This is a genomic window from Melaminivora sp. (assembly GCF_032059615.1).
GTDB lineage: Bacteria > Pseudomonadota > Gammaproteobacteria > Burkholderiales > Burkholderiaceae_C > Melaminivora.
Genome location: NZ_DAMCAM010000046.1, coordinates 1 through 23,727, shown reverse-complemented (window position 1 = coordinate 23,727; position 23,727 = coordinate 1). Strand labels below are relative to the sequence as shown.

Sequence of the window (23,727 nt, the reverse complement as noted above, 5' to 3'; positions counted from 1 at the left end):
AACCCCGGCAAGGAGGTGCTGTACCTGAACTACGCCGCGGTGGACCCGGACCTCACCAACAGCAAGTGCAGCTACTGGCACTTCCGCCTGGATGCCGACACCTCCATGAAGATGGAGGCGCTGACCACCTTCATGAAGGACCACCCCGAGGTCAAGAAGGTCTACCTCATCAACCAGAACTATGCCCACGGCCACCAGGTCTCCAAATACGCCAAGGAGATGCTCAAGAGCAAGCGCCCGGACGTGGAGATCGTCGGCGACGACTTCGCTCCGCTGGCGCAGGTGCGCGACTTCGCGCCCTACATCGCCAAGATCAAGCAGTCGGGCGCCGACACCGTGATCACCGGCAACTGGGGCTCGGACCTGGCACTGCTCATCAAGGCAGCCAACGACGCCGGCCTGAACAACGTCAATTTCTACACCTACTACGGCGGCGTGACGGGCAGCCCCACGGCCATGGGCGCGGGCGCCGACAAGCGTGTCTACATGGTCTCCTATGGCCACCTGAACCTGCCGGGCAGCCTCAAGCCCATGGTGGCCGACTTCAAGAAGAAGTTCAACGACGACCTGTACACCGCCGCCGTCTACCACGGCTTCGCCATGCTGGACCAGGCCTTCGTGACGGCCAAGTCCACCGCGCCGGCCAAGGTGGCGCCGGTGCTCGAAGGCTTGAAGTTCAACAGCTTCAATGGCGAGGTCGAGATGCGCAAGAGCGACCACCAGCTGCAGCAGGGCCTGTTCATCACGCGCTGGGAAAAGGCCGGCGGCCAGCACCCCTACGACTCGGAGAACACCGGCTACACCTTCGTGCCGGTGAAGTACTACGAGCCCTACGTGGCGAGCACGCCCACGTCGTGCCAGATGAAGCGGCCGTCCTGACGGGGTCGCAAGACGTTGCCGCGGGCCCGAGCACGCGCTCGGGCTTTTTTTTCAACCTTGCTTCGGCGCGTTTTCGATGAACCTCGAATTTTTCGTCATCTCGCTGCTCAACGGCGTCAGCTACGGGCTGCTGCTGTTCATGCTGAGCTCGGGGCTGACGCTGATCTTCAGCATGATGGGCGTGCTCAACTTCGCCCACACCAGCTTCTACATGCTGGGCGCCTACTTTGCCTACACCCTGTCGGGCGTGGTGGGCTTCTGGGCGGCACTGGTCATCGCGCCGCTGCTGGTGGGCGCCTTGGGCGCGGCCTTCGAGCGCTACAGTCTGCGGCGCGTGCACCGCTTCGGGCACGTGCCCGAGCTGCTGGTCACCTTCGGCCTGTCCTACCTGATCCTGGAAGTGGTGCAGCTGGTCTGGGGCCGCTCCACCGTCCCCTACGGGCTGCCGCCCGCGCTGCAGGGACCGCTCTTTACGCTGTACGGCACGCAGTTCCCGAAGTCGCGCTCGTTCATCATGCTGGTGGCCGTGCTGATGCTGCTGTCGGTGTGGCTGGTGCTCACGCGCACCCGCATCGGCCTGGTGATCCAGGGGGCGCTCAAGCATCCCCACATGGTCGAGGCGCTGGGCCACAACGTGCCGCGCGTGTTCATGCTGGTCTTTGGCGGCGGCTGCGCGCTGGCGGGCCTGGCCGGCGTGATCGGCGGCAACACCTACATCACCGAGCCGGCCATGGCCGCATCGGTCGGCTCCATCATCTTCGTGGTGGTGGTGGTCGGCGGCATGGGGTCTCTGGCCGGGGCGTTTCTCGCCTCGCTCATCATCGGCATCGTGCAGACCTTCGCCGTGGCGCTGGACTGGTCGCTCGCCGGTCTGCTGGCCTCGCTCGGCATGGCCGTGGGCGAGCAGACCTTCGGTTGGCCGGTGCTCAAACTCACCGTCTCGCAGGTCGCGCCCATCCTGCCGTATCTGTTCCTGGTCCTGATGCTGATCGTGCGTCCGCGCGGGCTGCTGGGCACGCGCGAGGACTGACATCCCATGACTGCCGCTGCAACTTCCTCCCCCACCTCCGCCCCGCGCGCGGCCGCTGCGCCGCAGGGCGGCCACTACCGCTTCCGGTCGTTGAACATCGGGCGCATCGCCATCTGGTCGCTGTTCGCGCTGGCACTGGTGCTGGCGCCGCACATCTTCACGAGCAGCCTGGCGCTGACCATGCTCTCGCAGATCGGCTACCTGATCATCATTTGCCTGTCCTACAACATCCTGCTGGGGCAGGGCGGCATGCTCAGTTTCGGCCACGCCGTCTATACCGGCCTGGGCTCGTTCATCACCGTGCACGCCATCAACATGGCCGGGCGCGGCGAGCTGCCCATCCCGCTGGTGCTGATGCCCGTGGTCGGGGGGCTGGCCGGCGCCTTCTTCGCCGTGCTGCTGGGTTTCGTCACCACGCGCAAGTCGGGCACCACTTTCGCCATGATCACCCTGGGCATCGGCGAGCTGGTGGCCTCGATGGCGCTGATGTTCCCCGAGTTCTTCGGCGGCGAGGGCGGCATCACCACCGACCGGGTCTATGGCAAGGGCCTTTTCGGCATCACCTTCGGGCCGGCCATGCAGGTGTATTACCTGATCGCCGCCTACTGTTTTGCCTGCACGGCGTTGATGTACGCCTTCACCGGCACGCCCCTGGGGCGCATCCTGAACGCCGTGCGCGACAACCCCGAGCGGGTCGAGTTCATCGGCTACAACACCCAGCGCGTGCGCTGGTTCGCCTTCACCATCGCGGGCTTCTTCGCCGGCGTGGGCGGGGCGCTGGCGGCCATCAACTTCGAAATCGTCACCGGCGCCGACAGCGTGAGCGTGGTGCGCTCGGGCGGCTACCTGCTGTTCACCTTCCTGGGCGGCGCGGGCTTCTTCTTCGGCCCCATCATCGGCGCGGTACTGCTGGTGTTCGCCTCGGTGCTGCTGTCGGAGCTGTCCAATGCCTGGCTGCTCTACCTGGGCCTGGTGTTCCTGCTGATGGTCATGTATGCGCCTGGCGGCATTGCCAGCCTGCTGATGGTGAACCTGCGCGTGGCACGCTTCGGACGCATGCGCGAGCTGGCGCTGCCCTACCTGGCGCTGGCGGCCAGCGGCCTGCTGACCGTGGTGGGCGCCGCCGCCATGGTGGAGATGACCTACCATCTGCAGCTCAACGCCGCCATGGGCAACGAGCTGCCCTTCATGGGGCTGGTGCTCGATACGCGCAGCAGCACCGCCTGGCTGGTCGCCGGCGCGCTGTTCGCCCTGGGCGCGCTGTTGCTGGAGCTGAGCCGGCGCGCCTTTGCACGGCGCTGGGGCACCATTCAGGAGCAGATCGAGCTGCAGATCAAGCGCGCGGAGGCAGGAGCATGACGACGATGGTGCAGGCACCCCTGGCGATGAGCGCCGCCGGCACGGCCGCCGTGCCCGCGCTCGAACTGCGCGAGCTGCGCAAGAGCTTCGGCAAGACCGAGATCATCCGCGGCGCTAACCTGGCCGTGGCTGCGGGCGAGCGCGTGGCCATCATCGGGCCCAACGGCGCGGGCAAGTCCACGTTGTTCAACCTGATCAGCGGACGTTTTGCGCCGACCAGCGGCCAGGTGCTGCTGCACGGCGAGCGCATCGACGGCCGCGCGCCGTTCGAGATCAACCGCCTGGGGCTGTCGCGCAGCTTCCAGATCACCAACATCTTCCCGCGCCTGTCGGTGTTCGAGAACCTGCGCTGCGGCGTGTTGTGGAGCCTGGGCTACCGCTACGCGTTCTGGCGCTTCCTCTCGCGTTTGAAAGATGCCAACGAGCAGGCCGAGCAGCTCATGGAGCGCATCGGCCTGCAATCCAAGCGCGACGTGCTGGCCATGAACCTGACCTACGCCGAGCAGCGTGCGCTGGAGATCGGCATCACCATCGCCGGCGGCGCCAGCTGCATCCTGCTGGACGAACCCACGGCCGGCATGAGCACCACCGAGACGACGCGCTTCATTCGCCTGATCCGCGAAGTGACCGAAGGGCGCACGCTGCTTACGGTGGAGCACGACATGGGCGTGGTCTTCGGCCTGGCCGACCGCATCGCGGTGGTGGTATATGGCGAGGTCATCGCCTTCGACAAGCCCGAGCGCGTGCGCGCCAATCCGCGCGTGCAGGAGGCGTACCTCGGCTCGGTGATTGCCGCGCAGCAGGAGCAGGGGCACTGAACGACATGCTGACCATAGAGAACCTGCACGCCTACTACGGCAAGAGCCATGTGCTGCATGGCGTGAACTTCGAGGTGCGGCCGGGCGAGATCGTGGCGCTGCTGGGGCGCAACGGCTCGGGCCGCTCCACCGCCGCCAAGGCCGTCATGGGCCTGGTGGACTGGCAGGGCCGCATCGACTGGAAGGGCACCAGCCTGGCCGGCAAAAAGGCCTACGAGATCGCCCATCTGGGCCTGGGCTACGTACCCGAGAGCCGCGACGTCTTTCCCAACCTCACGGTGCACCAGAACCTGCTGCTGGGCCAGAAGGGCAACGGGCGCGGCAGCCGCTGGAGCGAGGACGACATGTACGCCATGTTTCCGCGCCTGGCCGAGCGGCGCAACATCGAGGCCGGCGTCATGTCCGGCGGCGAGCAGCAGATGCTGACCCTGTGCCGCACGCTCATGGGCGACCCCGACCTCATCATCATCGACGAGCCCACCGAGGGCCTGGCGCCGAAGATCGTCGAGCTGGTGGGGCAGTACCTCACGCGGCTCAAGGACAAGGGCATCGCCGTGCTGCTGATCGAGCAAAAACTCACCATCGCCATGTCGATCTCCGACCGGGCCCTGGTCATGGGGCACGGCAGCATCGTGTTCTCGGGCACGCCCGATGAGTTGCGCGCCAACGCGGCGGTGCGCAAGGAGTGGCTGGAGGTGTGACGCCCCGGGCGGGGCGAATCGCAATGCTCAGGCGAAGGTGTCCGGCCCCTGCAGGCGCTGCTGCAGGAACTTCAGGAACTCCTGCGCCGCCGGGGTGAGCGAGCGCCCGCGGCGCGTGAAGATCCAGAAGCTGCGCTCGACCACCGGATCGCCGATGGGCCGCATGACCAGGCCGTACTGCTCGACCAGCATGCGCGCGTAGGGCATGCACAGCGTCACCCCCAGGCCCGCGCGCACCAGCGCCAGCGCCGTGGTCATGAAGGTGACCTGCATGAAGGCCTCCTTGTGCAGGTCGCGCGCGGCCTCGCCCACGTCACTGACCAGCAGCTCGGTGAACTGGCCCTGCAGCGTGACCAGCGGCTGGCCGCTCAGGTCGCTCCAGGCGAGCTGGCGGCGCTTGGCCAGTGCATGGCCCGGCGGCAGCACCGCCATGAAGGGCATGCGGAACAGCTCGCTGGCCTGGATGTCGGAGTTGGCCTCGCGCTCCGGGCCCAGGCCAATATCCACCTCGCCCGAGAACACGCGCGCCATCACGCTCTCGACCGCGCAGTCCACCAGCCGCAGCTGCACCGCCGGGTACTGGCGGTGAAAACCTGCCATGACCTCGGGCAGCAGCGTGCAGGCCAGCAGCTGCGGCACGGCCACGCGCACCGTGCCACGTTCGAGCGCCTTGAGGTTGCCCGCCTCGCTGACCACGCCGGCCAAGTCGTGCAGGATTTTTTCGATCTGCGGATACAGCTCGCGCCCCGTCTCCGACAGCTTGAGCCGGCGCGTGCTGCGGTCGAACAGGCGCAGGCCCAGCGCCTGCTCCAGCTCCTTGATGAGCGAGCTGAGCGCCGATTGGGTGATGAACAGCCGCTCGGCCGCCAGGGTGAAGCTGCCGGTGTCGGCGGCAGCCACGAAGGCGCTGAGCTGGCGCAGCGTCACATTCATGAGATGAATCTATAAATGGATAATAAAAAAGCGATTGTCTGATAAATGGATTCGTCATCTAATCCGACCAGACAGTCGCATTTACTTAAATTCCCACAGGAGCAGCGCCGTGAGCGAGAAGAAGTTTGCCTCCCAGGCCGATCTGGAAGAGAAAAAAATCAGCTGGGAAAAACTCAGCGACAACGCCTGGGCCTACACCGCCGAGGGCGACCCGAACACCGGCGTCATCATCGGCGACGACAGCGTCATGATCATCGACGCGACGGCCACGCCGGTGGCCGCGCAAGGGGTGATCGCCAAGGTGCGCGAGATCACCGACAAGCCCATCAAGTACGTAGTGCTGACGCACTACCACGCCGTGCGCGTGCTGGGCGCTTCGGGCTACAAGAGCGAGGGCCTGGAGCAGGTCATCGCCAGCCGCGACACCTACGACCTGATTGTCGAGCGCGGCCAGCAGGACATGGACTCGGAGATCGGCCGCTTTCCGCGCCTGTTCCAGGCCGTGGAGAGCGTGCCCGGCCTGACCTGGCCGACCATCACCTTCGAAGGCGAGATGGCGCTGTGGATGGGCGGGCTGGAGGTGCGCATCAAGCAGGTAGGCCGCGGCCACACCAAGGGCGACGCCATCGTCTATCTGCCCAGCCAGAACATCTGCTTCTCGGGCGACCTGGTCGAGGCTGACGCCGCCTGCTACACGGGCGACGCCTACCTGGCCGACTGGCCGCAGACGCTGGACAACCTGGCCGCCATGAACTTCGACAAGCTGGTGCCGGGCCGCGGCCCGGCGCTCTTGACGCCCGAGGCGGTGCAAAAGGGCCTGGCCTACACCCGCGACTTCGTGAGCACGCTCTACACCAGCGCGCAGGAGGCCGTCGCCCAGGGCATGGACCTCAAGGCCACCATGGCGCACACCCGCAAGGCCATGGACCCGAAGTTCGCGCAGGTCTTCATCTACGAGCACTGCCTGCCGTTCGACGTGACGCGCGCGCACGACGAGGCCAGCGGCATCCGCGACCCGCGCATCTGGACGGCCGAGCGCGACCAGCAGATGTGGCACGCCCTGCAGCAGGGGTGATTGCTATCTGAAACATAGCTGCAAGCCCTTGTGAGGCAAGGGTTTGCAGCTGATATTCTTCAAAAAGAGGAGGCGAGGAGACGACATGCTGAAGACCTATACCTATCCCAAGTTCGAGTACGTGTGTCCGCCCGAGGTGAGCGGGCAGGGCGGTGGCCACTATCCGGTGGTCGTGATCGGCGCGGGCCCCGTGGGGCTGTCGGCGGCCATCGACCTGGCCGCCCAGGGCCAGAGCGTGCTGCTGCTGGACAACGACGACACGGTGTCCATCGGCTCGCGCGGCGTGTGCTATGCCAAGCGCGCCCTGGAGGTGCTCGACCGCATGGGCTGCGGTGACCCCTGCGTGGACAAGGGCGTGTCCTGGAACGTGGGCCGCACGTTCTTCCGCGAGGGCGAGGTCTTCAACTTCAACCTGCGCCCGCAGGACGGCCACCGGCGCCCGGGCATGGTCAACCTGCAGCAGTACTACCTGGAGGAGTACCTGGTGGCGCGGGCGCGCGAGCTGCCCAACCTGGAGATGCGCTTTAGGAACAACGTCATCGCCGTCTCGCAGGACGAGCGCCAGGCCAGCCTGCGCGTGGAGACGCCCGACGGCGCCTACTCGCTCACCTGCGACTGGCTGGTGGTCGCCGACGGCGCGCGCTCGCCCATCCGCAACATGCTGGGCCTGGAGATCGAGGGCAAGATCTTCATGGACCGTTTCCTGATCGCCGACGTGGTCATGGCGGCCGACTACCCGGCCGAGCGCTGGTTCTGGTTCGACCCGCCCTTCCATCCCAACCAGTCGGTATTGCTGCACAAGCAGGCCGACAACGTCTGGCGCATCGACTTCCAGCTCGGCTGGGATGCCGACCCCGAGGAGGAAAAGAAGCCCGAGCGCGTCATCCCGCGCATCCGCGCCATGCTGGGCGACGACCGCGAGTTCGAGCTGGAGTGGGTCAGCGTCTACACCTTCCAGTGCCGGCGCATGGGCCGCTTCAACCACAACCGGGTGCTGTTCGTGGGCGACGCCGCGCACCAGGTCTCGCCGTTCGGCGCGCGCGGCGCTAACTCGGGCATCCAGGACACGGACAACCTGGCCTGGAAGCTCAAGCTCGTGATCGACGGCAAGGCGCCCGCGTCGCTGCTGGACAGCTACAGCAGCGAGCGCTGCTACGCCGCCGACGAGAACCTCATGAACTCCACGCGCTCGACGGATTTCATCACGCCCAAGAGCCGCGTGAGCAAGCAGTTCCGCAACGCCGTGCTGCAGCTGGCCGAGCACTATCCGTTTGCCCGCGCCCTGGTCAACTCGGGCCGCCTGTCGGTGCCCAGCTGGCTGGTGGACTCGCCCCTGAACACCCCGGACGTCGACAGCTTCGCCGGCAACATGGTGCCGGGCGCGCCCATGGACGACGCCCCCATCGAAGGCGGGCGGACTCAGTGGCTGCTCAACCACATCGGCGGGCAGTTCCACCTGCTGCACTACGTCGATGACGCCTCGGCGCTGGATGCAGCGCAGGCTGCCGAGCTGGCCGCGTTGGCGCAGGACGCCATCGGCGTGCAGGCTATCGTGGTAGCAGCCCAGGGTAGCGCTCCCGCGTCGCTGGCCACGCTGATCGATGCGCAGGGCGCTGTGCGCGAACGCTACGACCTGCGTCCCGGCACCACCTACCTGATACGCCCTGACCAGCACGTGGCCGCGCGCTGGCGCCAGTTCGATGCATCCCAGGTGCGCGCAGCCGTTGCCCGCGCCACCGGCAACGCCTGAAAGCAAGAGGTTCCGCCATGAAAAGAGACGCCATGCCCCTGATCACCCAGCCCAACCTGCACGAGCCCGGCAAGCGCTACTTCCAGGCCTATACGCCTGGCGACGACTTCTATGAGGCGCTGATCGAGACCCACCAGGGCCTGACCGACGAGCAAAGCGAAGTCGTCAATGCCCGCCTGATCCTGCTGCTGGCCAACCACATCGGCGACATCGGCGTGCTGCGCGAAGCCCTGCAGATTGCCCGCGCCGGGGTCTGAACCGTTTTTCCCACCACAGAGCCACCACTACACAAGGAGACAACCATGTCCATCGTCAAGGGCGTCCACCACGTCGCCTACCGCTGCAAGAACGCCAAGGAAACCGTCGAGTGGTACAAGAAGTACCTCGACATGGATTTCATCCTCGCCATCGCCGAGGACGAGGTGCCCTCCACCAAGGACCCGGATCCGTACATGCACATCTTCCTGGACCTGGGCGGCGGCAACATCCTGGCCTTCTTCGAGCTGCCCACCAAGGCCGAGATGATCGCCCCCTCGGACGCCAACACGCCCTCCTGGACGCAGCACCTGGCGCTCAAGGTGGACTCGGTGGAGGTCATGATGCAGGCCAAGGCCCGCATGGAAGCCGACGGCATCGAGGTCATCGGGCCCACCGACCACACGCTGTTTCAGTCGATCTACTTCCGCGACCCCTCCGGCCACCGCCTGGAGCTGGCCGCCAGCACCATGACCCCGGCCATGGGCAAGGCGCTCGACGAGGTCAAGTGGGACATGCTCGAAGAGTGGGACCGCACCAAGAAGGCGCCCCAGCACGCGCGCTGGATGCACGACGGCAGCTACGCGGCGTGACGCGCGCCTGACCGCCGACCCGACCGTGCCTGCAGCGCTGCTGCAGGCAAACGCTTTTTTATAGCGCCCACTCCAGAACTGGCGCGAGCTTGCGGCCTTTTTGACTATAAAAACACAGCACCATGAAACTTGCCACTCTGCAACAAGGCGGCCGCGACGGCACGCTGGTCGTCGTCAGCCGGGACCTCACGCGCTGCCGCGCCGTTCCCGCCATCGCGCGCACCCTGCTGGCTGCGCTGGACGACTGGGACAGTGCCGAGCCGCAACTGCGCCAGGTCTATGAGGCACTCAACAGCGGCGCCATCAAGGGCGAGGCCTTCGACGAGGCGGCCTGCCACTCGCCGCTGCCACGCACCTGGCAGTGGGCCGACGGCTCGGCCTACATCAACCACGTGGAGCTGGTGCGCCGGGCGCGCAATGCCGAGGTGCCCGAGAGCTTTTATTCCGACCCGCTGATGTACCAGGGCGGCAGCGACGGCTTCATCCCGCCGCGCGGCGATGTGGTGGCGCGCGAGGAGTGGGGCATCGACTTCGAGGCCGAAGTCACCGTGGTGACGGGCGACGTGCCCATGGGCGCCAGCCCCGCCGAAGCCGCCAAGGCCATCCGCCTGGTCATGCTGGTCAACGACGTGTCGCTGCGCGGCCTGATCCCGGCGGAGCTGGCCAAGGGCTTCGGCTTCTTCCAGAGCAAGCCCGCCAGCGCCTTCAGCCCCGTGGCCGTCACGCCCGACGAGCTGGGCGAGGCCTGGAAGGACGCCAAGGTGCACCTGCCGCTGCGGGTGCACCTGAACGGCAAGCTGTTCGGCAAGCCCAACGCCGGCGTGGACATGACCTTCAATTTCGGCCAGCTCGTGGCCCACGTGGCCAGGACGCGCACGCTGTGCGCGGGCTCGGTCATCGGCTCGGGCACGGTGTCCAACAAGCAGGGCAACCTGTGGGGCTCGTCCATCGACAATGGCGGCGTGGGCTATTGCTGCCTGGCGGAAGTGCGCACTTACGAGACCATCGAGCAGGGCAAGCCTCAGACCCCCTTCATGCGCCACGGCGACGTGGTGCGCATCGAAATGCTCGACGGCGCGGGCCGGAGCATCTTCGGCACCATTGAAAATCGCGTGGACACGGCCAGCGCGCCCTGATTCCCCACCCCACCCCACGGAGACAAACCCCATGAAGAAAGCCCTCACCGCCATCGCCCTGGCCACCGCCGCCATCGCCGCCCAGGCCCAGCAGCCCGTCGTGCTGAAGGTGGCCCATTTCTGGCCGCCCACGGCGCTGTCGCAGCAGAAGGTGCTCGAGCCCTGGTGCGCCAAGATCGCCAAGGAGTCCGACAACCAGCTGCAGTGCCAGATCTACCCGGCCATGCAGCTGGGCGGCACGCCGCCGCAGCTGATCCAGCAGGCCATCGACGGCGTGGCCGACATCGTCTGGACGCTGCCGGGCTATACGGCCGGGCGCTTCCCGTCCATGGAGGTGATGGAGCTGCCCTTCCTGACCAAGGACGCCGAGGGCGGCAGCCGCACGGCCTGGGAGGTCTATGAAAAATATGGCCAGAAGGACTTCGCCGGTCTCAAGCCCCTGGCCTTCCACGTGCACGACCGTGGCCAGCTGCACAACAACAAGCGGCCCATCACCAAGGTGGCGGACTTCAAGGGCCTGAAGATGCGCGCGCCCACGCGCCTGACCAACAAGATGATCGCCGCCCTGGGCGCCACCCCCGTGGCCATGCCCATGCCGCAGGTTCCGGACGCCGTCTCCAAGGGCGTGGTCGATGGCTACGTGCTGCCGTGGGAGGTCGTGCCCACCATGAAGCTGCACGAGATGACCAAGTACCACTCGGAGATCAACCCGCCGCAGCCGGGTCTGTACACGGCGCTGTTCACCATCGCCATGAACCAGGCCAAGTACGACAGCCTGCCGCCCAACCTGAAGAAGGTCATCGACGCCAACTCGGGCGTGGATTTTTCCGCCGCCATCGGCAAGGTCTGGGACGAGTCGGCCGTGGTGGCCATCAAGCCGGCCAAGGAGCGCGGCAACCAGTTCAACACCATCGGCGCCGCCGAGGTGGAGGGCTTCCAGAAGGCCACCGCGCGCGTGACCGACGACTGGATCAAGGAAGTCACGGCCAAGGGCTACGACGGCAAGGGCATGGTCGAGATGGCGCGCTCGCTCTCGACCAAGTACGCCCACTGAACCTGCGCACCGCGCACTGGCGCCCGCACCTCGCTCCCCGCTGCCGCGGGGCGCGGGCGGGCCGCCTGTTTCATTGATCTTCCATCCAGAGAGTAGCGATGGCCGAAGTTTTCAGCGCGCCCGACGGCGTGCCAGAGCCGGGCGGGCCGCAGGACGCCGTCGGGCGTTTCCTGCTGGCGTGGTCCCAGCTGTCCGCCCTCGGGGGCATTCTCCTGCTGCTGGCGATCTGCGTGCTCTCGACCTGGAGCGTGCTGGGCCGGGCCCTGCTGGACTCGCCCGTCATGGGCGACGTCGAGATGGTGCAGGTGGCCTGCTCGCTGGCGATTTCCTCCTTCCTGCCGTACGCGCAGATGAAGAACGCCCACGTCATCGTGGACTTCTTCACCCATGGCGCGGGCCCGCGCCTGCGCGCCGTGCTCGACACCGCGGCCGCCCTCATCCTGGCGGCGGTCGCCCTGTGGCTGACCTGGCGCAGCGCCGTGGGCGCGTGGGACACGTGGCGCACCGGCGAGACCTCCATGATCCTGGGCTGGCCGCAGTGGTGGGCGCACCTGACCATCGCGCCGGGCTTCGGCCTGCTGTCGCTGACGGCGCTCTACACCGCCTGGACCGAGTCCCGCAAGATCGGAGCGGCGCCATGAGCAGCGAAGCCATCGGTTTCCTGATGGGCGGCCTGGTGCTGGTGCTGCTGGTGCTGCGCATCCACATCGCCGTCTCCATGCTGCTGGCCGGCGCCATCGGCTATGCCCTGGTCTCCGGGGTGGACCCGCTGCTGAACTACGTCAAGACCATGGCGTTTGCGCGCTACTCGGTCTATGACCTGTCGGTGGTGCCGCTGTTCCTGCTGATGGGCAACCTGGCCTCGCGCGGCGGCCTGTCGCGACGATTGTTCCAGGCGACCAACGCCTTCCTCGGCCACTGGCGCGGGGGCGTGGCCATGAGCGCCGTGGGCGCCTGCGCGGGCTTTGGCGCCATCTGCGGCTCGTCGCTGGCCACGGCCGCGACCATGGGCCAGGTGGCTCTGCCGGAGCTGCGCCGCTACAAGTATTCGCCGGCGCTGGCCACCGGGGCGCTGGCCGCCGGCGGCACGCTGGGCATCCTGATCCCGCCGTCGGTGGTGCTGGTCATCTACGCCGTGCTGGCCGAGCAGAACGTCGCCTCCATGTTCATGGCGGCGCTGCTGCCGGGCCTGCTGGCCATGGCTGGCTACATGCTGGCGATCGCCATCTACGTGCGCGTGGTGCCGGGCAGCGGGCCGGCGGCACCGCGCATGGGCTGGCCCGAGCGCTGGAAGACGCTGCGCGACGTCTGGCCCATCGTGGCCGTGTTCGTCACCGTGATCGGCGGCATCTACGGCGGCATCTTCACGCCCACCGAGGCGGCGGCCATCGGCACCATGGCCACGGCGGCGCTGGCGCTGTTCACGCGCGAACTGACCTGGCAGGGGTTCATGCAGGCGGCGTTCGACACCGCCTCGGCCACCGCCATGATCTTCCTGATCCTGCTGGGCGCCGATCTGCTCAACGCCTTCTTCGCCCTGTCGCAGATGCCCACGGCCGCGGCCCAGTGGGTACTGAACGCCGGGATGTCGCCGCTGCTGGTGCTGCTGGCCATCATCCTGATCTACCTGGTACTGGGCTGCGTGATGGACAGCCTGTCCATGATCCTGCTGACCATTCCCATCTTCCTGCCCATCGTCATGGGCATGGATTACTGGGGCCTGAACCAGACCGACAAGGCCATCTGGTTTGGCGTGCTGGCGCTGATGGTGGTGGAGATCGGCCTGATCACCCCGCCGGTGGGCATGAACCTCTTCATCATCAACAGCTTGGCCCGGGACGTGCCGATGAAGGAAACCTACCGCGGCACCGTGCCCTTCATCGTCTCGGACCTGCTGCGCACTGCGGTGCTGGTCCTCGTGCCCGGCCTGTCGCTGTGGCTGGTGCACCTTCTCAACTGACGCATGCGCATGCTCAAGCTTTATTCCTACTTTCGCAGCTCGGCGGCGTACCGGGTGCGCATCGCGCTCGCCCTCAAGGGCCTGCCCTACGAGACCGTGCCCGTCCACCTGCTCAAGGACGGCGGCCAGCAGCATGGCGCGGCCTACCGCGCCACCAATCCGCAGGCGCTGGTGCCGGCGCTGCAGGAGAGCGCGGACGGCCCGGTGCTGACGCAGTCTCTGGCCATCATCGAGTACCTGGACGAGGCCCATGGCGGCGCGCCGCTGCTGCCAGGCGACGCCCTGGGCCGGGCACGCGTGCGGGCGCTGGCCCAGGCCGTGGCCTGCGACCTGCACCCGCTCAACAACCTGCGCGTGCTGCGCCACCTCAAGCACGACCTGGGCGTGAGCGAGGAGCAGAAGGACGCCTGGTACGCCCACTGGGTGGCGCTCGGCCTGGCGGCGGTCGAGGAGATGCTCGCGCGCAGCCCCGAGACCGGGCGCTTTTGCCACGGCGATGCGCCGGGCCTGGCCGACTGCTGCCTGGTGCCGCAGGTCTTCAATGCCCAGCGCTTCAACTGCCCCATGGACGGTTACCCGACCATTGCACGCATCGTGGCTGAGTGCGAGGCGCTGCCGGCGTTCCAGCAGGCCGCGCCCGAGCGGCAGCCCGACGCCGCCTGACGAACTGCCCCGGCCTAGAGCCGCTGTCCCCGCCCGGGGGCGGCGGCTTTTTCGTGCCTGCCTGGACCGTGTTTTGTCCCGACCGGGACAAAACCCGCTGGTCAAAACGGGTCCTGTGCCTACAATGAAAATCGCACGATCGTTCTTTTCCCTTCCTCCCTCTTTCCCATCGAAGGACAACCCGCATGAGTGCTCAATACCAGGTCCACGGCGATGTGGCCGTCATCACCCTCGACAACCCGCCAGTCAATGGCCTCGGCCTGGCCACGCGCCAGGGCGTGGTGCGCGGGCTGGAACAGGCACAGGCTGACGAGCAGGTCAAGGCCATCGTCATCACCGGGGCGGGCGGCGCCTTCTCCGGCGGGGCGGACATCACCGAGTTCGGCACCGACCGCGCCCTGGCTGAGCCCAACCTGCATACGGTGATTTCCGCCATCGAGCAGTCCTCCAAGCCCGTGGTGGCCGCGATCCACAGCGTCTGCATGGGCGGCGGGCTGGAGCTGGCCCTGGGCTGCCATTACCGCGTGGCCGCGCCCGGCTGCAGCGTCGCGCTGCCCGAGGTCAAGCTGGGCCTGCTGCCCGGCGCAGGTGGCACGCAGCGCCTGCCGCGCGTCATTGGCGTGGAGGCAGCGCTGAACATGATCGTCACCGGCGAGGCCGTCAAGAGCGAGTTCATCGCCTCCGTGCCTGGCCAGAAGCTCTTTGACAAACTGGTCGATTCGCCCGAGGGGCTGGCCGAGGGGGCGCTGTCGTTTGCCCGCGGCGTGGCCGACGTGCGCCCGCTGCCGCTGGTGCGCAACCTGCCGTGCAAGCACCCCAACGGCGAGGCCTATTTCCAGTTCGCCCGCAACATGGCCAAGGGAATGGCCAAGAACTTCCCCGCGCCCGCCAAGTGCGTGGACGCCGTCGAGGCCGCCACCAAGCACAGGAAGTTCGACGACGGCCTGGCCGCCGAGCGTGAGCTGTTCATCCACCTGATGTGGACACCTGAGTCGCGCGCGCTGCGCCACCTGTTCTTTGCCGAGCGTGCGGCCAGCAAGATCCCGGACGTGCCGGCCAGCACGCCCAAGCATGACATCAAGAAGGTGGCCGTCATTGGCGCCGGCACCATGGGTGGCGGCATCGCCATGAACTTCCTGAACGCCGGCATTCCCGTGGTCATGCTGGAGATGAAGCAGGAGGCGCTGGACCGGGGCGTGGCCACCATGCGCAAGAACTACGAGGCCCAGGTCGCCAAGAAGAAGCTCAAGGCAGACAAGTACGAGCAGCGCATGGCGCTGCTGTCCACCACGCTCGCCTACGAAGACCTGGCCGACGCCGACCTGGTCATCGAGGCCGTGTTCGAGGACATGGGCGTCAAGGAACAGGTCTTCAAGAAGCTCGACGAAGTGATGAAGCCCGGTGCCATCCTCGCGTCCAACACCTCCACGCTGGACCTGAACCGGATCGCCAATTTCACCCAGCGCCCGCAGGACGTGGTGGGCCTGCATTTCTTCAGTCCCGCCAACGTGATGAAGCTGCTGGAGGTGGTGCGCGGCGACGCCACCGCCCCCGATGTGCTGGCCACCGTGATGGCTGTCGCCAAGAAGATCCGCAAGGTGGCCGTGGTCTCGGGCGTGTGCGACGGCTTCATCGGCAACCGCATGATCGAGCAGTACGGCCGCCAGGCGGGCTTTTTGCTGGACGAGGGCTGCACGCCCGCGCAGGTGGACCGCGCCATCGAGAAGTTCGGCTTCGCCATGGGCCCGTTCCGCATGGGCGATCTGGCGGGCAACGATATCGGCTGGGCCATCAGGAAGCGCCGCGCCGTCGAAAAACCCGGCATGAAGTACAGCAAGACCGCCGACCTGCTGTGCGAGATGGGCCGCTTTGGCCAGAAGGTGGGCAAGGGCTGGTACGACTACGCCCCGGGCAAGCGCGACGCCATCCCGAACGCCGAGGTCGAGAAGATGGTGGCCGAGCACCGCGAGGCGCTGGGCATCACGCCGCGCAAGATTGGCGACGAGGAGATCGTGCAGCGCCTGGTGTATTCGCTCGTGAACGAGGCCGCGCACATCCTGGAAGAAGGCATCGCCAACAAGGCCAGCGACATCGACATCGTCTACATCTACGGCTACGGCTTCCCGGTGCACCGCGGCGGCCCGCTGAACTATGCCAACGAGGTGGGCCTGTTCAACGTCGCGCAGGCCATGAAGCGCTTCGCGCAGAACCCGCAGGACGATGCCGCCTTCTGGCAACCCGCGCCGCTGCTGCAAAAGCTGGTGGCCGAAGGCCGGGGCTTCTGAGCCCGCAGCCCACCCCCGTCCATCCACCGAATTCAAGGGAAGTTCGCACATGACCTCCGCAGTGATCGTCTCCACCGCCCGCACGCCGCTCGCCAAGAGCTGGAAGGGCTCGTTCAACATGACCCACGGCGCCACGCTGGGCGGGCACGCCGTGCGCGCTGCCGTGCAGCGCGCCGGCATCGACCCGGCCGCCGTCGATGACGTCATCATGGGCTGCGCCAACCCCGAAGGCGCCACCGGCATGAACATCGCGCGCCAGATCGCGCTGATGGCCGACCTGCCCGTGACCACCTCGGGCATGACCATCAACCGCTTCTGCTCCTCGGGCCTGCAGACCATCGCCAACGCGGCGCAGCGCATCATCGCCGGCGAGGGCGACGTGTATGTCGCCGGCGGCGTCGAGAGCATCTCCTGCGTGCAGCAGGAGATGAACATGCACATGATCTTCGACCTGGCTCTGCAGAAGAAGAAGCCCGAGATCTACTGGAGCATGCTGCAGACCGCCGAGCAGGTCGCCAAGCGCTATGGCATCGGCCGCGACGCCATGGACGAGTACGGCGCCGCCAGCCAGCAAAAGGCCTGCGCCGCGCAGGCCGCCGGAAAGTTCGACGACGAGATCGTCCCCATCACCGTCACCGCCGGCATCGCCGACAAGGTGCGCGGCCTGATCACCAAGGAAGTCACGGTGAGCAAGGACGAGGGCACGCGCGAGGGCACGACGTTCGAGGGCATCCACGGCCTGCGCTCGGCCCTGCCGGGCGGGCTGATCTCGGCCGGCAACGCCAGCCAGTTCTCCGACGGCGCCGGCGCATGCGTGGTGGTGAGCGAGGACTACGCCGCGCGCAACAACCTCAAGCCCCTGGGCCGTTTCCTCGGCTTCGCGGTGGCCGGCTGCGAGCCCGACGAGATGGGCATCGGCCCGGTCTTTGCCGTGCCCAAGGTGCTGAAGAAGCTGGGCCTGAAGGTCGAGGACATCGACCTGTGGGAGCTGAACGAGGCCTTTGCCGTGCAGGTGATCTATTGCCGCGACAAGCTGGGAATTCCGAATGACCGGCTGAACGTCAACGGCGGTGCCATCGCCCTGGGCCACCCCTATGGCGTATCGGGCCAGCGCCTGACGGGCCACGCGCTGATCGAGGGCAAGCGCCGCGGTGCCAAGAAGGTCTGCGTGACCATGTGCATCGGCGGCGGCATGGGCGCGGCCGGGGTGTTCGAGGTGCTGTAAGCACGCCGGCAGCCACCCGCGGGCGCCCTGGCCGGCGCCCCCTCACGCCCCGCGCAGGCTTGCCGTCTGCGCGGGGCGTTTGCTTTGTTTTTGATAGCTGCTCGCGCCTGACTGGCGGGCGCTGGAGCCGTTTTTTATCCATAACCGGCGGTGTGCGCGCCGGGCCGGCTCAACCCCGGGTGCGCGGGTGGGCCTGGAACAGCCACCCGGCCACGCAGCCCATGGCCACCACCGCGCTGCAAAAGCACGCCAGCGCCACGTTCATGCCCCAGCGATCGGCGATCCAGCCGATGCCCAGCATGGGCGCCATGGAGCCGATGTAGCCTACTACCAGGTAGGTCGACAGCAGGCCCGAGCGGTTGTGCGCCGTGGCGATCTTGTTGATCATGGTCATGCCCGCCAGCATGGTCAGCGCATGGCCCAGCGCCGTCAGCAGCACGCCGCTGAAGAACAGCAAGGTGGAGCCGGCCAGCAGGTTGGCCAGCAGCAGGGCGTTGCTGGCCGCCAGCGCCACCAGGCCGGCCACGCCCGTCCAGCGCACCGGCACGCGGCGCGCCAGCAGCTGAAAGCCGGACGAGGCGAACAGAATCAGCGCCACCGCCGTGCCGCTCACCACCGGCCCGTGCCAGGGCACCATCTTGTCCAGGAACAGTGGCAGCATCGACGCGTACAGCCCGAACACGCCGAAGGCGACGAAGGGCAGGGCGCAGGTCAGCACGAAGGCGCCCCGGTCCTGCGCGGCAGGCCACGTCAGCCTGGGCACGATGTCGGCCCACCGCGCCCGGCGGCGCAGCGCGGCGGCGCCGTCGTGGGGGTGCACCTGCACCCGGCGCAGCCCCACGATGCCCAGCAGCGCCAGCACCAGCGTCGGCAGGTAGGTGGTGACCAGCGGCTTGGGTGCCCACTGGCCCAGGATGCCGCCCATCAGCGGCCCCACGCCGAATCCGAAGGCGATCAGGATGCTGCTGAGCATAGCCATGCGGTTGCGCTTTTCCGGCGGCGCCACGTGCAGAAAACCCAGCGACGCGCTGGTGGTCACCATGCTGGATGCCGCGCCCACGATGAACCGCCCCACCGACAGCGACATCACATTCCACGCCAGCATGGACACCAGCGTGCCCAGCCAGATGGCCGCCAGCGCCCAGGCCATCGTCGTCTTGAAGCCCAGCACGTCCGGCAGCCGCCCGAACAGCAGCAACGCGCACAGGGCGCCGCCCATATAGATCACGTAGATCAGCGACACCTCCACGGTCTGCAGGTGCCACGCCTCCTGGTACAGGCCGTACAGCGGGCTGATCAGCGCCGTGCCCATCACCCCCACGACCATGGCAAAGCTCAGCAGGGACAGGGACCGGAAACCAGGGGACATGGGCAGGGCGGAGGGAGCGGCAGACCCGCGAGGGAAGAACGAACGGACGGGGCCACGGAACCGGAGCACCGGTCTGGGTGCCTGCCGGCGGGAACGTGCCTCATGCCAGGCCAGGTCCGGCGGTTGGGGCAGACCAGCCGCGTATTGTGCTCATCCCTGGGCTGCTTGCTGGCCAGGTCCTGGTCAGCAAGCAGCGTGTAAAGGCCCGTGCCCTTGCCGCCCGTCACCCAGCGGACAGCTTTCCGTGCTTCCTCCCTCCCATAATTTCGCGCATGACCCCCCCCCTGCGCTCCGCCCTCGACTTCCTGCTGCACGATTGGCTGCACGCCGAATCGCTCACCGCCCGCGAGCGCTTCGCCGACCATTCGCGCGAGACCTTCGACGCGGTGCTCGACACCTGCGAGCGCATTGCGCGCGAGAAATACGCGCCCTTCAACCGCACGGTGGACACCGAGGAGCCCCGCTTCGACGGGGAGCGCGTCATCCTGCCGCAATGCACCCACGACGCCCGGCAGGCCTATGCCGAGAGCGGCATGCTCAGCGCCGCGCAGGACTATGAACTGGGCGGCATGCAGCTGCCCTATGTGGTCGAGTCGGCGGCTAACGCCTTCTTCGGCGTCGCCTCCATCAGCATCAGCTCCAGCCTGCTGACCACGGGCAACGCCAATGCCATCCTGGCGCATGGCACGGCCTTGCAGCAGCAGGTGTTTGCCGCCAACGAGTTCAATGGCCGCTGGACGGGCACCATGTGCCTGTCCGAGCCGCAGGCGGGCTCGTCGCTGTCGGACATCGCCACGCGCGCCGTGTCGGACGGCGAGGACTTCGAGCGCGACCCGCTGGGGCCGCGCTACCGCCTGCAGGGCAACAAGATGTGGATCAGCGCCGGTGAGCATGAGATGACCGAGAACATCGTGCACCTGGTACTGGCCAAGATTCCCGGGCCGGACGGCAGGCTGGTGCCGGGCGTCAAGGGCATCTCGCTGTTCATCGTGCCCAAGCACCTCGTCGACACCGAAGGCCGGCTTACCGGCGAGCGCAACGACGTGGCCCTGGCCGGCCTGAACCACAAGCTGGGCTGGCGCGGCACGACCAACACCCTGCTGAACTTTGGCGAGGGCAGATACCCGGTACGCGGCAGCGCCGGCGCCATCGGCTACCGGGTTGGCCAGCCGGGCGAAGGCCTGAAATGCATGTTCCACATGATGAACGAGGCGCGCATCGCCATCGGCATGGCGGCCACCATGCTGGGCCTGGCGGGCTACTACGCCAGCCTGGACTATGCGAAGACGCGCCTGCAGGGCCGGCCCATCGGCGCTGGAGGCAAGGACACGACGCAGCCGCAGGTGCCCCTGATCGAGCACGCCGACGTCAAGCGCATGCTGCTGGCGCAGAAGAGCTATTGCGAAGGTGCGCTGGCGCTGAACCTGTACTGCGCGCGCCTGGTCGATGAAGTCCGCACGGGCGAGCCGCAGGCCGCGGCCGAGGCCCGGCTGCTGCTGGAGGTGCTGACCCCCATCGCCAAGAGCTGGCCCAGCGAGAACTGCCTGGAGGCCAACAGCCTGGCCATCCAGATCCACGGCGGCTATGGCTACACGCGCGACTTTCCCGTCGAGCAGTACTGGCGCGACAACCGGCTGAACATGATCCACGAGGGCACGCACGGCATCCAGGCCATGGACCTGCTCGGGCGCAAGGTGGTGATGCAGGGCGGGGCGGGCCTGGCGTTGCTGGCGCGCGCCATGGGCCGCACGCTCGATGAGGCGCGCGGGCACGCGCAGCTGGCCGGCTGGGCCGACCAGCTGGCGCAGGCCCTGCAGGACGTGGAGGCGACAACCCGCGCCGCCTGGGCCACGGGCGATGCGCAGCAGGCGCTGGCCAATGCCGTGCCCTACCTGCAGGCCTTCGGCCACATGGTCCTGGCCTGGACGTGGCTGGACGTAGCCCTGGCGGTGCTGCGCAGCGACACTACGCTTTCAATAGCTGCATCCCAAGGCAGGATGGGGGCTGCACGCTATTTTTATCACTATGAACTGCCGCGCATCGGCGCTTGGCTGGCGGTGGTGGCGCGGCGCGACATGACCTGCGCGGACATGTCGGCGTCGATGTTCTGATCCTTCAGTGCTGCGCGGGCGTCGCGCGGCGCAGCACCAGCAGGCGGTCGTTGCGGTCGGTGGGCCGGCCGACGCTGGCCACCAGCTCCCAGGACCGCTCGCGCGGGTCGCCGCCGGTCAGGTGCGCGCCGGCGCGGGTGTCCACGACCAGCCACCGGCACTGCGCCTGCGCCTGCCGGGCGGCTGGCACCACCTGCAGCGCGCCGTGGTGCATGAGGGCGGTGACCTGCCCGCGGTTCAGACCTGCCACCGCCACGCAGCCGGGCTGCGGGCCGAGCGCCGCCGTGACGGCGGCGGCCTGCGGGGCCATGCTGCGGCCGTAGTCCAGCAGCGGCAGCCACAGCGTCATGAGCAGCAGCCAGCCCAGCGTGGTGCCGGTGGCGGGCAGGATCAGGCTTTTCCACAGGGGTGCACGGTTGCGCGCCGCCCGCCACCAGACCAGCGCCGCCCAGCCGGCTGTCGCCGCCAGCGCCACGCCGAAGGCCAGCAGCGAGAACGACGGGACAAAGCCGGGTGCCAGCCGCGCCACGTTGGCGGCCGGGCGGGCCGGGGTGCCGGTCTGCACCGCCAGCCAGACCACCCACACGGCGACCGCGCCGATGCTGAAGAACAGCAGGGTGAACCAGTCGATGAGGGCGGCGATGCCGCGCTTGAGGGTAGGCAGCGCGAAAGCCGCCAGGGCGGCCAGCGCCGGCAAGCCCACCAGCAGGGCCCGGTCGGCCGGCGCCGTCAGCAGCGTCGCGGCCAGCGACACCAGGGTGAACCACAGCGGCAGCCACAGGTGGCGGTGCCACTGGCGGCTGGCGATCTGGCGGCGCCAGCGCCACAGGGTCCACAGGGCCAGCGGCCACGCTGGCCAGGTGAACCAGACCAGCAGCCGCAGCAGGTTGTGCCAGGTGCGCAGGTCCTCTGGGGCGGCGATGCGCCAGCGCCAGAGGTCCAGCAGCCACGCCAGGCCGGCGGCCAGCAGCGTGAGCCCGGCCAGCAGGGCCGCGCCCCGGGCGCGTTCGCGCGGCGCGGCCGGCTGGGCCTGCCAAGCCAGCCAGGCGCCCCCCGCACCCAGCAGCGCGGCGATGGTCGGGGCGCCGCTGAGCACCAGGCCGAACAGCCCGCAGGCGCCGGCGGCCGCGGCCCAGCCAGGGCGCGCGGGCAGCACGGCCGCCGCCAGGAACACCAGGGCCCCGCAGGCCAGCTGCGTCAGATAGCTGCTGGTCTCGTGCGACAGCTGGGCCAGACCCAGGCAGGCAACCAGCGCCAGCAGCCCGGCGTCGGCCAGGGTGCGCGCGTAGTCCTCGGGCGGTGCTTCGCCGCCAAAGGCAAAGGCCACGGGTTGCGCCCCCGGGCAACGGGCCAGGTGGGCGATGGCCCACCAGGTGCTGGCCAGCGTTGCCGCCAGCAGGGCGATGAAGGGCAGGCGAGCGGCAAGCTCCAGCGGCAGCCAGCCGCCCAGCGCCCGAATGGCAGCCGCGCCCAGCCACAGGGGCAGCAGACCATCGGCGGTCGGGGCCATGCCGGCAAGCTCCGGCGCCAGCCACGGGGTGCGCCCGGCCGCCAGCTCCAGCATGTAGCCAAACGCGGCGATATCGTCGCCCCGCCAGGGGTCACGTCCCAGCCAGCCTGCCAGCACGTAGGCCACACACAGCAGCAGCAGCGCCGGGCGCGGCAGCGGGCGCACGGCGCTCTGGGCGACGATGGCGGGGGAGGGAAGATTCATGGCCTGGGACTGCCGAGCATTCCAAGAAAAAAGGCAGCGCGGCGTGCCGGGCTGCCTTTTTCGTGGGGCGGGCAAAAGCCGCGCCCCGGGTTGTCGAGGGCTTACTTCGCGGCCGCGGCGGTCTTGCCGAAGCGGTTGCGGAAGCGCTCCACACGGCCGCCCATGTTGTCCACGGACTTTTGCGTGCCGGTGTAGAAGGGGTGAGATTCCGACGAGGTGTCCAGCTTGTACAGCGGGTATTCCTTGCCCTCGTAGGTCTCGGTTTCCCTCGTGTTCACGCAGGAGCGGGTGACGAACTTGAAGCCGTTGGACAGGTCCACGAAGAGCACTTCGCGGTAGTTGGGGTGAATGCCTTCTTTCATGGTCTTTTCTCTCTCATGGCGCGGGAGCCGCACCGGCCTATTCCGATGTACTTTCCGCAAAAAAGCCCGCGATTATCGCACAGGCACCGATCAGCCGCCCCGGCGCATGGCTTCGAAGAACTCGACGTTGGTCTTGGTTTCCTTCATCTTCTTGATCATCAGCTCCATGGACTCGATCTCGTCCATGTTGTACATGAACTGGCGCAGGATGCGGGTCTTCTGCAGGATCTCGGGCGCCAGCAGCAGCTCTTCGCGCCGCGTACCGCTCTTGTTGAGCTCAATGGCCGGGAAGACGCGCTTTTCGTACAGGCGGCGGTTCAGGTGGACTTCGCTGTTGCCCGTGCCCTTGAACTCCTCGAAGATGACCTCGTCCATGCGGCTGCCGGTGTCCACCAGCGCGGTGGCGATGATGGTCAGCGAGCCGCCTTCCTCGACCTTGCGCGCCGCGCCGAAGA

Annotated in this window: 21 protein-coding genes and 1 pseudogene; 17 read left to right on the top strand and 5 right to left on the bottom strand. The window is 67.8% G+C overall.

The features are described 5' to 3' along the window. The 5 genes from RT051_RS10855 to RT051_RS10835 all read left to right on the top strand — a co-directional run. On the top strand, window positions 1-879 hold an 879-nt coding region (locus RT051_RS10855), incomplete at its 5' end, for an ABC transporter substrate-binding protein (protein ID WP_313076371.1). A gap of 76 nt (window positions 880-955) precedes the next feature. Continuing rightward, window positions 956-1,909 carry a branched-chain amino acid ABC transporter permease gene (locus tag RT051_RS10850; protein ID WP_313076369.1) on the top strand — a complete coding sequence of 318 codons (954 nt, stop codon included), beginning with the start codon at window positions 956-958 and terminating at the stop codon, window positions 1,907-1,909. A gap of 6 nt (window positions 1,910-1,915) precedes the next feature. After that, window positions 1,916-3,268 (top strand): branched-chain amino acid ABC transporter permease, encoded by a 1,353-nt coding sequence (locus RT051_RS10845; RefSeq protein ID WP_313076366.1) that lies wholly within the window; start codon window positions 1,916-1,918, stop codon window positions 3,266-3,268. After that, window positions 3,265-4,086 carry an ABC transporter ATP-binding protein gene (locus tag RT051_RS10840; protein ID WP_409520593.1) on the top strand — a complete coding sequence of 274 codons (822 nt, stop codon included), beginning with the start codon at window positions 3,265-3,267 and terminating at the stop codon, window positions 4,084-4,086. Before RT051_RS10845 ends, RT051_RS10840 begins: the two co-directional genes overlap by 4 nt. A gap of 5 nt (window positions 4,087-4,091) precedes the next feature. After that, window positions 4,092-4,787, top strand: coding sequence for an ABC transporter ATP-binding protein (locus RT051_RS10835; RefSeq protein WP_313076364.1), 696 nt, complete (start codon window positions 4,092-4,094; stop codon window positions 4,785-4,787). Between the two features lie 27 nt (window positions 4,788-4,814). Here the strand turns inward: RT051_RS10835 and RT051_RS10830 are convergent, their stop codons facing one another. Continuing rightward, a complete protein-coding gene (locus tag RT051_RS10830; protein WP_313076362.1) occupies window positions 4,815-5,720 on the bottom strand; it encodes a LysR family transcriptional regulator in 906 nt (301 codons plus the stop codon). Window positions 5,721-5,829: 109 nt separating this feature from the next. On the opposite strand from RT051_RS10830, the gene RT051_RS10825 reads away from it, so the two are divergent. The 11 genes from RT051_RS10825 to RT051_RS10775 all read left to right on the top strand — a co-directional run bounded on the left by RT051_RS10825 (window position 5,830) and on the right by RT051_RS10775 (window position 17,716). After that, a complete protein-coding gene (locus RT051_RS10825) occupies window positions 5,830-6,795 on the top strand; it encodes an MBL fold metallo-hydrolase (protein ID WP_313076360.1) in 966 nt (321 codons plus the stop codon). Between the two features lie 85 nt (window positions 6,796-6,880). Then, window positions 6,881-8,545 (top strand): FAD-dependent oxidoreductase, encoded by a 1,665-nt coding sequence (locus tag RT051_RS10820; RefSeq protein WP_313076358.1) that lies wholly within the window; start codon window positions 6,881-6,883, stop codon window positions 8,543-8,545. Window positions 8,546-8,577: 32 nt separating this feature from the next. Continuing rightward, window positions 8,578-8,802: a DUF2783 domain-containing protein gene (locus tag RT051_RS10815; protein ID WP_313076356.1), complete on the top strand. Its 225-nt coding sequence runs from the start codon at window positions 8,578-8,580 to the stop codon at window positions 8,800-8,802. Window positions 8,803-8,847: 45 nt separating this feature from the next. After that, window positions 8,848-9,393, top strand: a complete 546-nt coding sequence (locus RT051_RS10810; RefSeq protein ID WP_313076353.1) for a VOC family protein — start codon at window positions 8,848-8,850, stop codon at window positions 9,391-9,393. Between the two features lie 122 nt (window positions 9,394-9,515). Beyond that, the gene (locus tag RT051_RS10805) at window positions 9,516-10,529 is read left to right on the top strand and encodes a fumarylacetoacetate hydrolase family protein (protein WP_313076351.1); all 1,014 of its coding nucleotides are present in this window, start codon (window positions 9,516-9,518) and stop codon (window positions 10,527-10,529) included. Window positions 10,530-10,560: 31 nt separating this feature from the next. Beyond that, a complete protein-coding gene (locus RT051_RS10800) occupies window positions 10,561-11,583 on the top strand; it encodes a TRAP transporter substrate-binding protein (RefSeq protein ID WP_313076348.1) in 1,023 nt (340 codons plus the stop codon). Between the two features lie 98 nt (window positions 11,584-11,681). Further along, entirely contained in the window at window positions 11,682-12,224 is a 543-nt protein-coding gene (locus RT051_RS10795) for a TRAP transporter small permease (RefSeq protein ID WP_313076345.1), read from the top strand. Then, window positions 12,221-13,543, top strand: a complete 1,323-nt coding sequence (locus tag RT051_RS10790) for a TRAP transporter large permease (protein ID WP_313076341.1) — start codon at window positions 12,221-12,223, stop codon at window positions 13,541-13,543. The genes RT051_RS10795 and RT051_RS10790 overlap by 4 nt, the downstream gene beginning before the upstream one ends. Window positions 13,544-13,552: 9 nt before the next feature. Further along, entirely contained in the window at window positions 13,553-14,206 is a 654-nt protein-coding gene (gene maiA, locus RT051_RS10785; protein ID WP_313076338.1) for a maleylacetoacetate isomerase, read from the top strand. A gap of 185 nt (window positions 14,207-14,391) precedes the next feature. Continuing rightward, window positions 14,392-16,491, top strand: a complete 2,100-nt coding sequence (locus RT051_RS10780; protein WP_313076335.1) for a 3-hydroxyacyl-CoA dehydrogenase NAD-binding domain-containing protein — start codon at window positions 14,392-14,394, stop codon at window positions 16,489-16,491. A gap of 49 nt (window positions 16,492-16,540) precedes the next feature. Beyond that, entirely contained in the window at window positions 16,541-17,716 is a 1,176-nt protein-coding gene (locus tag RT051_RS10775; RefSeq protein WP_313076332.1) for an acetyl-CoA C-acyltransferase, read from the top strand. Between the two features lie 169 nt (window positions 17,717-17,885). Here RT051_RS10775 and RT051_RS10770 read toward each other — a convergent pair whose 3' ends face one another. Next, a complete protein-coding gene (locus RT051_RS10770; RefSeq protein WP_313076329.1) occupies window positions 17,886-19,085 on the bottom strand; it encodes an MFS transporter in 1,200 nt (399 codons plus the stop codon). 272 nt (window positions 19,086-19,357) lie between these two features. Here RT051_RS10770 and RT051_RS10765 point away from each other — a divergent pair, with 272 nt between their 5' ends. Beyond that, a complete protein-coding gene (locus RT051_RS10765) occupies window positions 19,358-21,196 on the top strand; it encodes an acyl-CoA dehydrogenase (RefSeq protein WP_313076325.1) in 1,839 nt (612 codons plus the stop codon). A 4-nt stretch (window positions 21,197-21,200) separates the two neighbouring features. Here the strand turns inward: RT051_RS10765 and RT051_RS10760 are convergent, their stop codons facing one another. The 3 genes and pseudogenes from RT051_RS10760 to rho all read right to left on the bottom strand — a co-directional run. After that, window positions 21,201-22,910 carry a hypothetical protein gene (locus tag RT051_RS10760; protein ID WP_313076321.1) on the bottom strand — a complete coding sequence of 570 codons (1,710 nt, stop codon included), beginning with the start codon at window positions 22,908-22,910 and terminating at the stop codon, window positions 21,201-21,203. A 101-nt stretch (window positions 22,911-23,011) separates the two neighbouring features. Continuing rightward, a complete protein-coding gene (locus RT051_RS10755) occupies window positions 23,012-23,272 on the bottom strand; it encodes a type B 50S ribosomal protein L31 (protein WP_313076319.1) in 261 nt (86 codons plus the stop codon). 90 nt (window positions 23,273-23,362) lie between these two features. Then, window positions 23,363-23,727, bottom strand: a pseudogene (rho, locus tag RT051_RS10750) (transcription termination factor Rho); the annotation flags it as partial.

What these genes read in the sequence shown, in the direction of transcription:
- RT051_RS10850 (WP_313076369.1), top strand. Translation starts at nt 956, where the DNA reads ATGAACCTCGAATTTTTCGTCATCTCGCTGCTCAACGGCGTCAGCTAC.
- RT051_RS10845 (WP_313076366.1), top strand. Translation starts at nt 1,916, where the DNA reads ATGACTGCCGCTGCAACTTCCTCCCCCACCTCCGCCCCGCGCGCGGCC.
- RT051_RS10840 (WP_409520593.1), top strand. Translation starts at nt 3,265, where the DNA reads ATGACGACGATGGTGCAGGCACCCCTGGCGATGAGCGCCGCCGGCACG.
- RT051_RS10835 (WP_313076364.1), top strand. Translation starts at nt 4,092, where the DNA reads ATGCTGACCATAGAGAACCTGCACGCCTACTACGGCAAGAGCCATGTG.
- RT051_RS10830 (WP_313076362.1), bottom strand. Translation starts at nt 5,720, where the DNA reads ATGAATGTGACGCTGCGCCAGCTCAGCGCCTTCGTGGCTGCCGCCGAC.
- RT051_RS10820 (WP_313076358.1), top strand. Translation starts at nt 6,881, where the DNA reads ATGCTGAAGACCTATACCTATCCCAAGTTCGAGTACGTGTGTCCGCCC.
- RT051_RS10815 (WP_313076356.1), top strand. Translation starts at nt 8,578, where the DNA reads ATGCCCCTGATCACCCAGCCCAACCTGCACGAGCCCGGCAAGCGCTAC.
- RT051_RS10810 (WP_313076353.1), top strand. Translation starts at nt 8,848, where the DNA reads ATGTCCATCGTCAAGGGCGTCCACCACGTCGCCTACCGCTGCAAGAAC.
- RT051_RS10805 (WP_313076351.1), top strand. Translation starts at nt 9,516, where the DNA reads ATGAAACTTGCCACTCTGCAACAAGGCGGCCGCGACGGCACGCTGGTC.
- RT051_RS10800 (WP_313076348.1), top strand. Translation starts at nt 10,561, where the DNA reads ATGAAGAAAGCCCTCACCGCCATCGCCCTGGCCACCGCCGCCATCGCC.
- RT051_RS10795 (WP_313076345.1), top strand. Translation starts at nt 11,682, where the DNA reads ATGGCCGAAGTTTTCAGCGCGCCCGACGGCGTGCCAGAGCCGGGCGGG.
- RT051_RS10790 (WP_313076341.1), top strand. Translation starts at nt 12,221, where the DNA reads ATGAGCAGCGAAGCCATCGGTTTCCTGATGGGCGGCCTGGTGCTGGTG.
- maiA (WP_313076338.1), top strand. Translation starts at nt 13,553, where the DNA reads ATGCTCAAGCTTTATTCCTACTTTCGCAGCTCGGCGGCGTACCGGGTG.
- RT051_RS10780 (WP_313076335.1), top strand. Translation starts at nt 14,392, where the DNA reads ATGAGTGCTCAATACCAGGTCCACGGCGATGTGGCCGTCATCACCCTC.
- RT051_RS10775 (WP_313076332.1), top strand. Translation starts at nt 16,541, where the DNA reads ATGACCTCCGCAGTGATCGTCTCCACCGCCCGCACGCCGCTCGCCAAG.
- RT051_RS10770 (WP_313076329.1), bottom strand. Translation starts at nt 19,085, where the DNA reads ATGTCCCCTGGTTTCCGGTCCCTGTCCCTGCTGAGCTTTGCCATGGTC.
- RT051_RS10765 (WP_313076325.1), top strand. Translation starts at nt 19,358, where the DNA reads ATGACCCCCCCCCTGCGCTCCGCCCTCGACTTCCTGCTGCACGATTGG.
- RT051_RS10760 (WP_313076321.1), bottom strand. Translation starts at nt 22,910, where the DNA reads ATGAATCTTCCCTCCCCCGCCATCGTCGCCCAGAGCGCCGTGCGCCCG.
- RT051_RS10755 (WP_313076319.1), bottom strand. Translation starts at nt 23,272, where the DNA reads ATGAAAGAAGGCATTCACCCCAACTACCGCGAAGTGCTCTTCGTGGAC.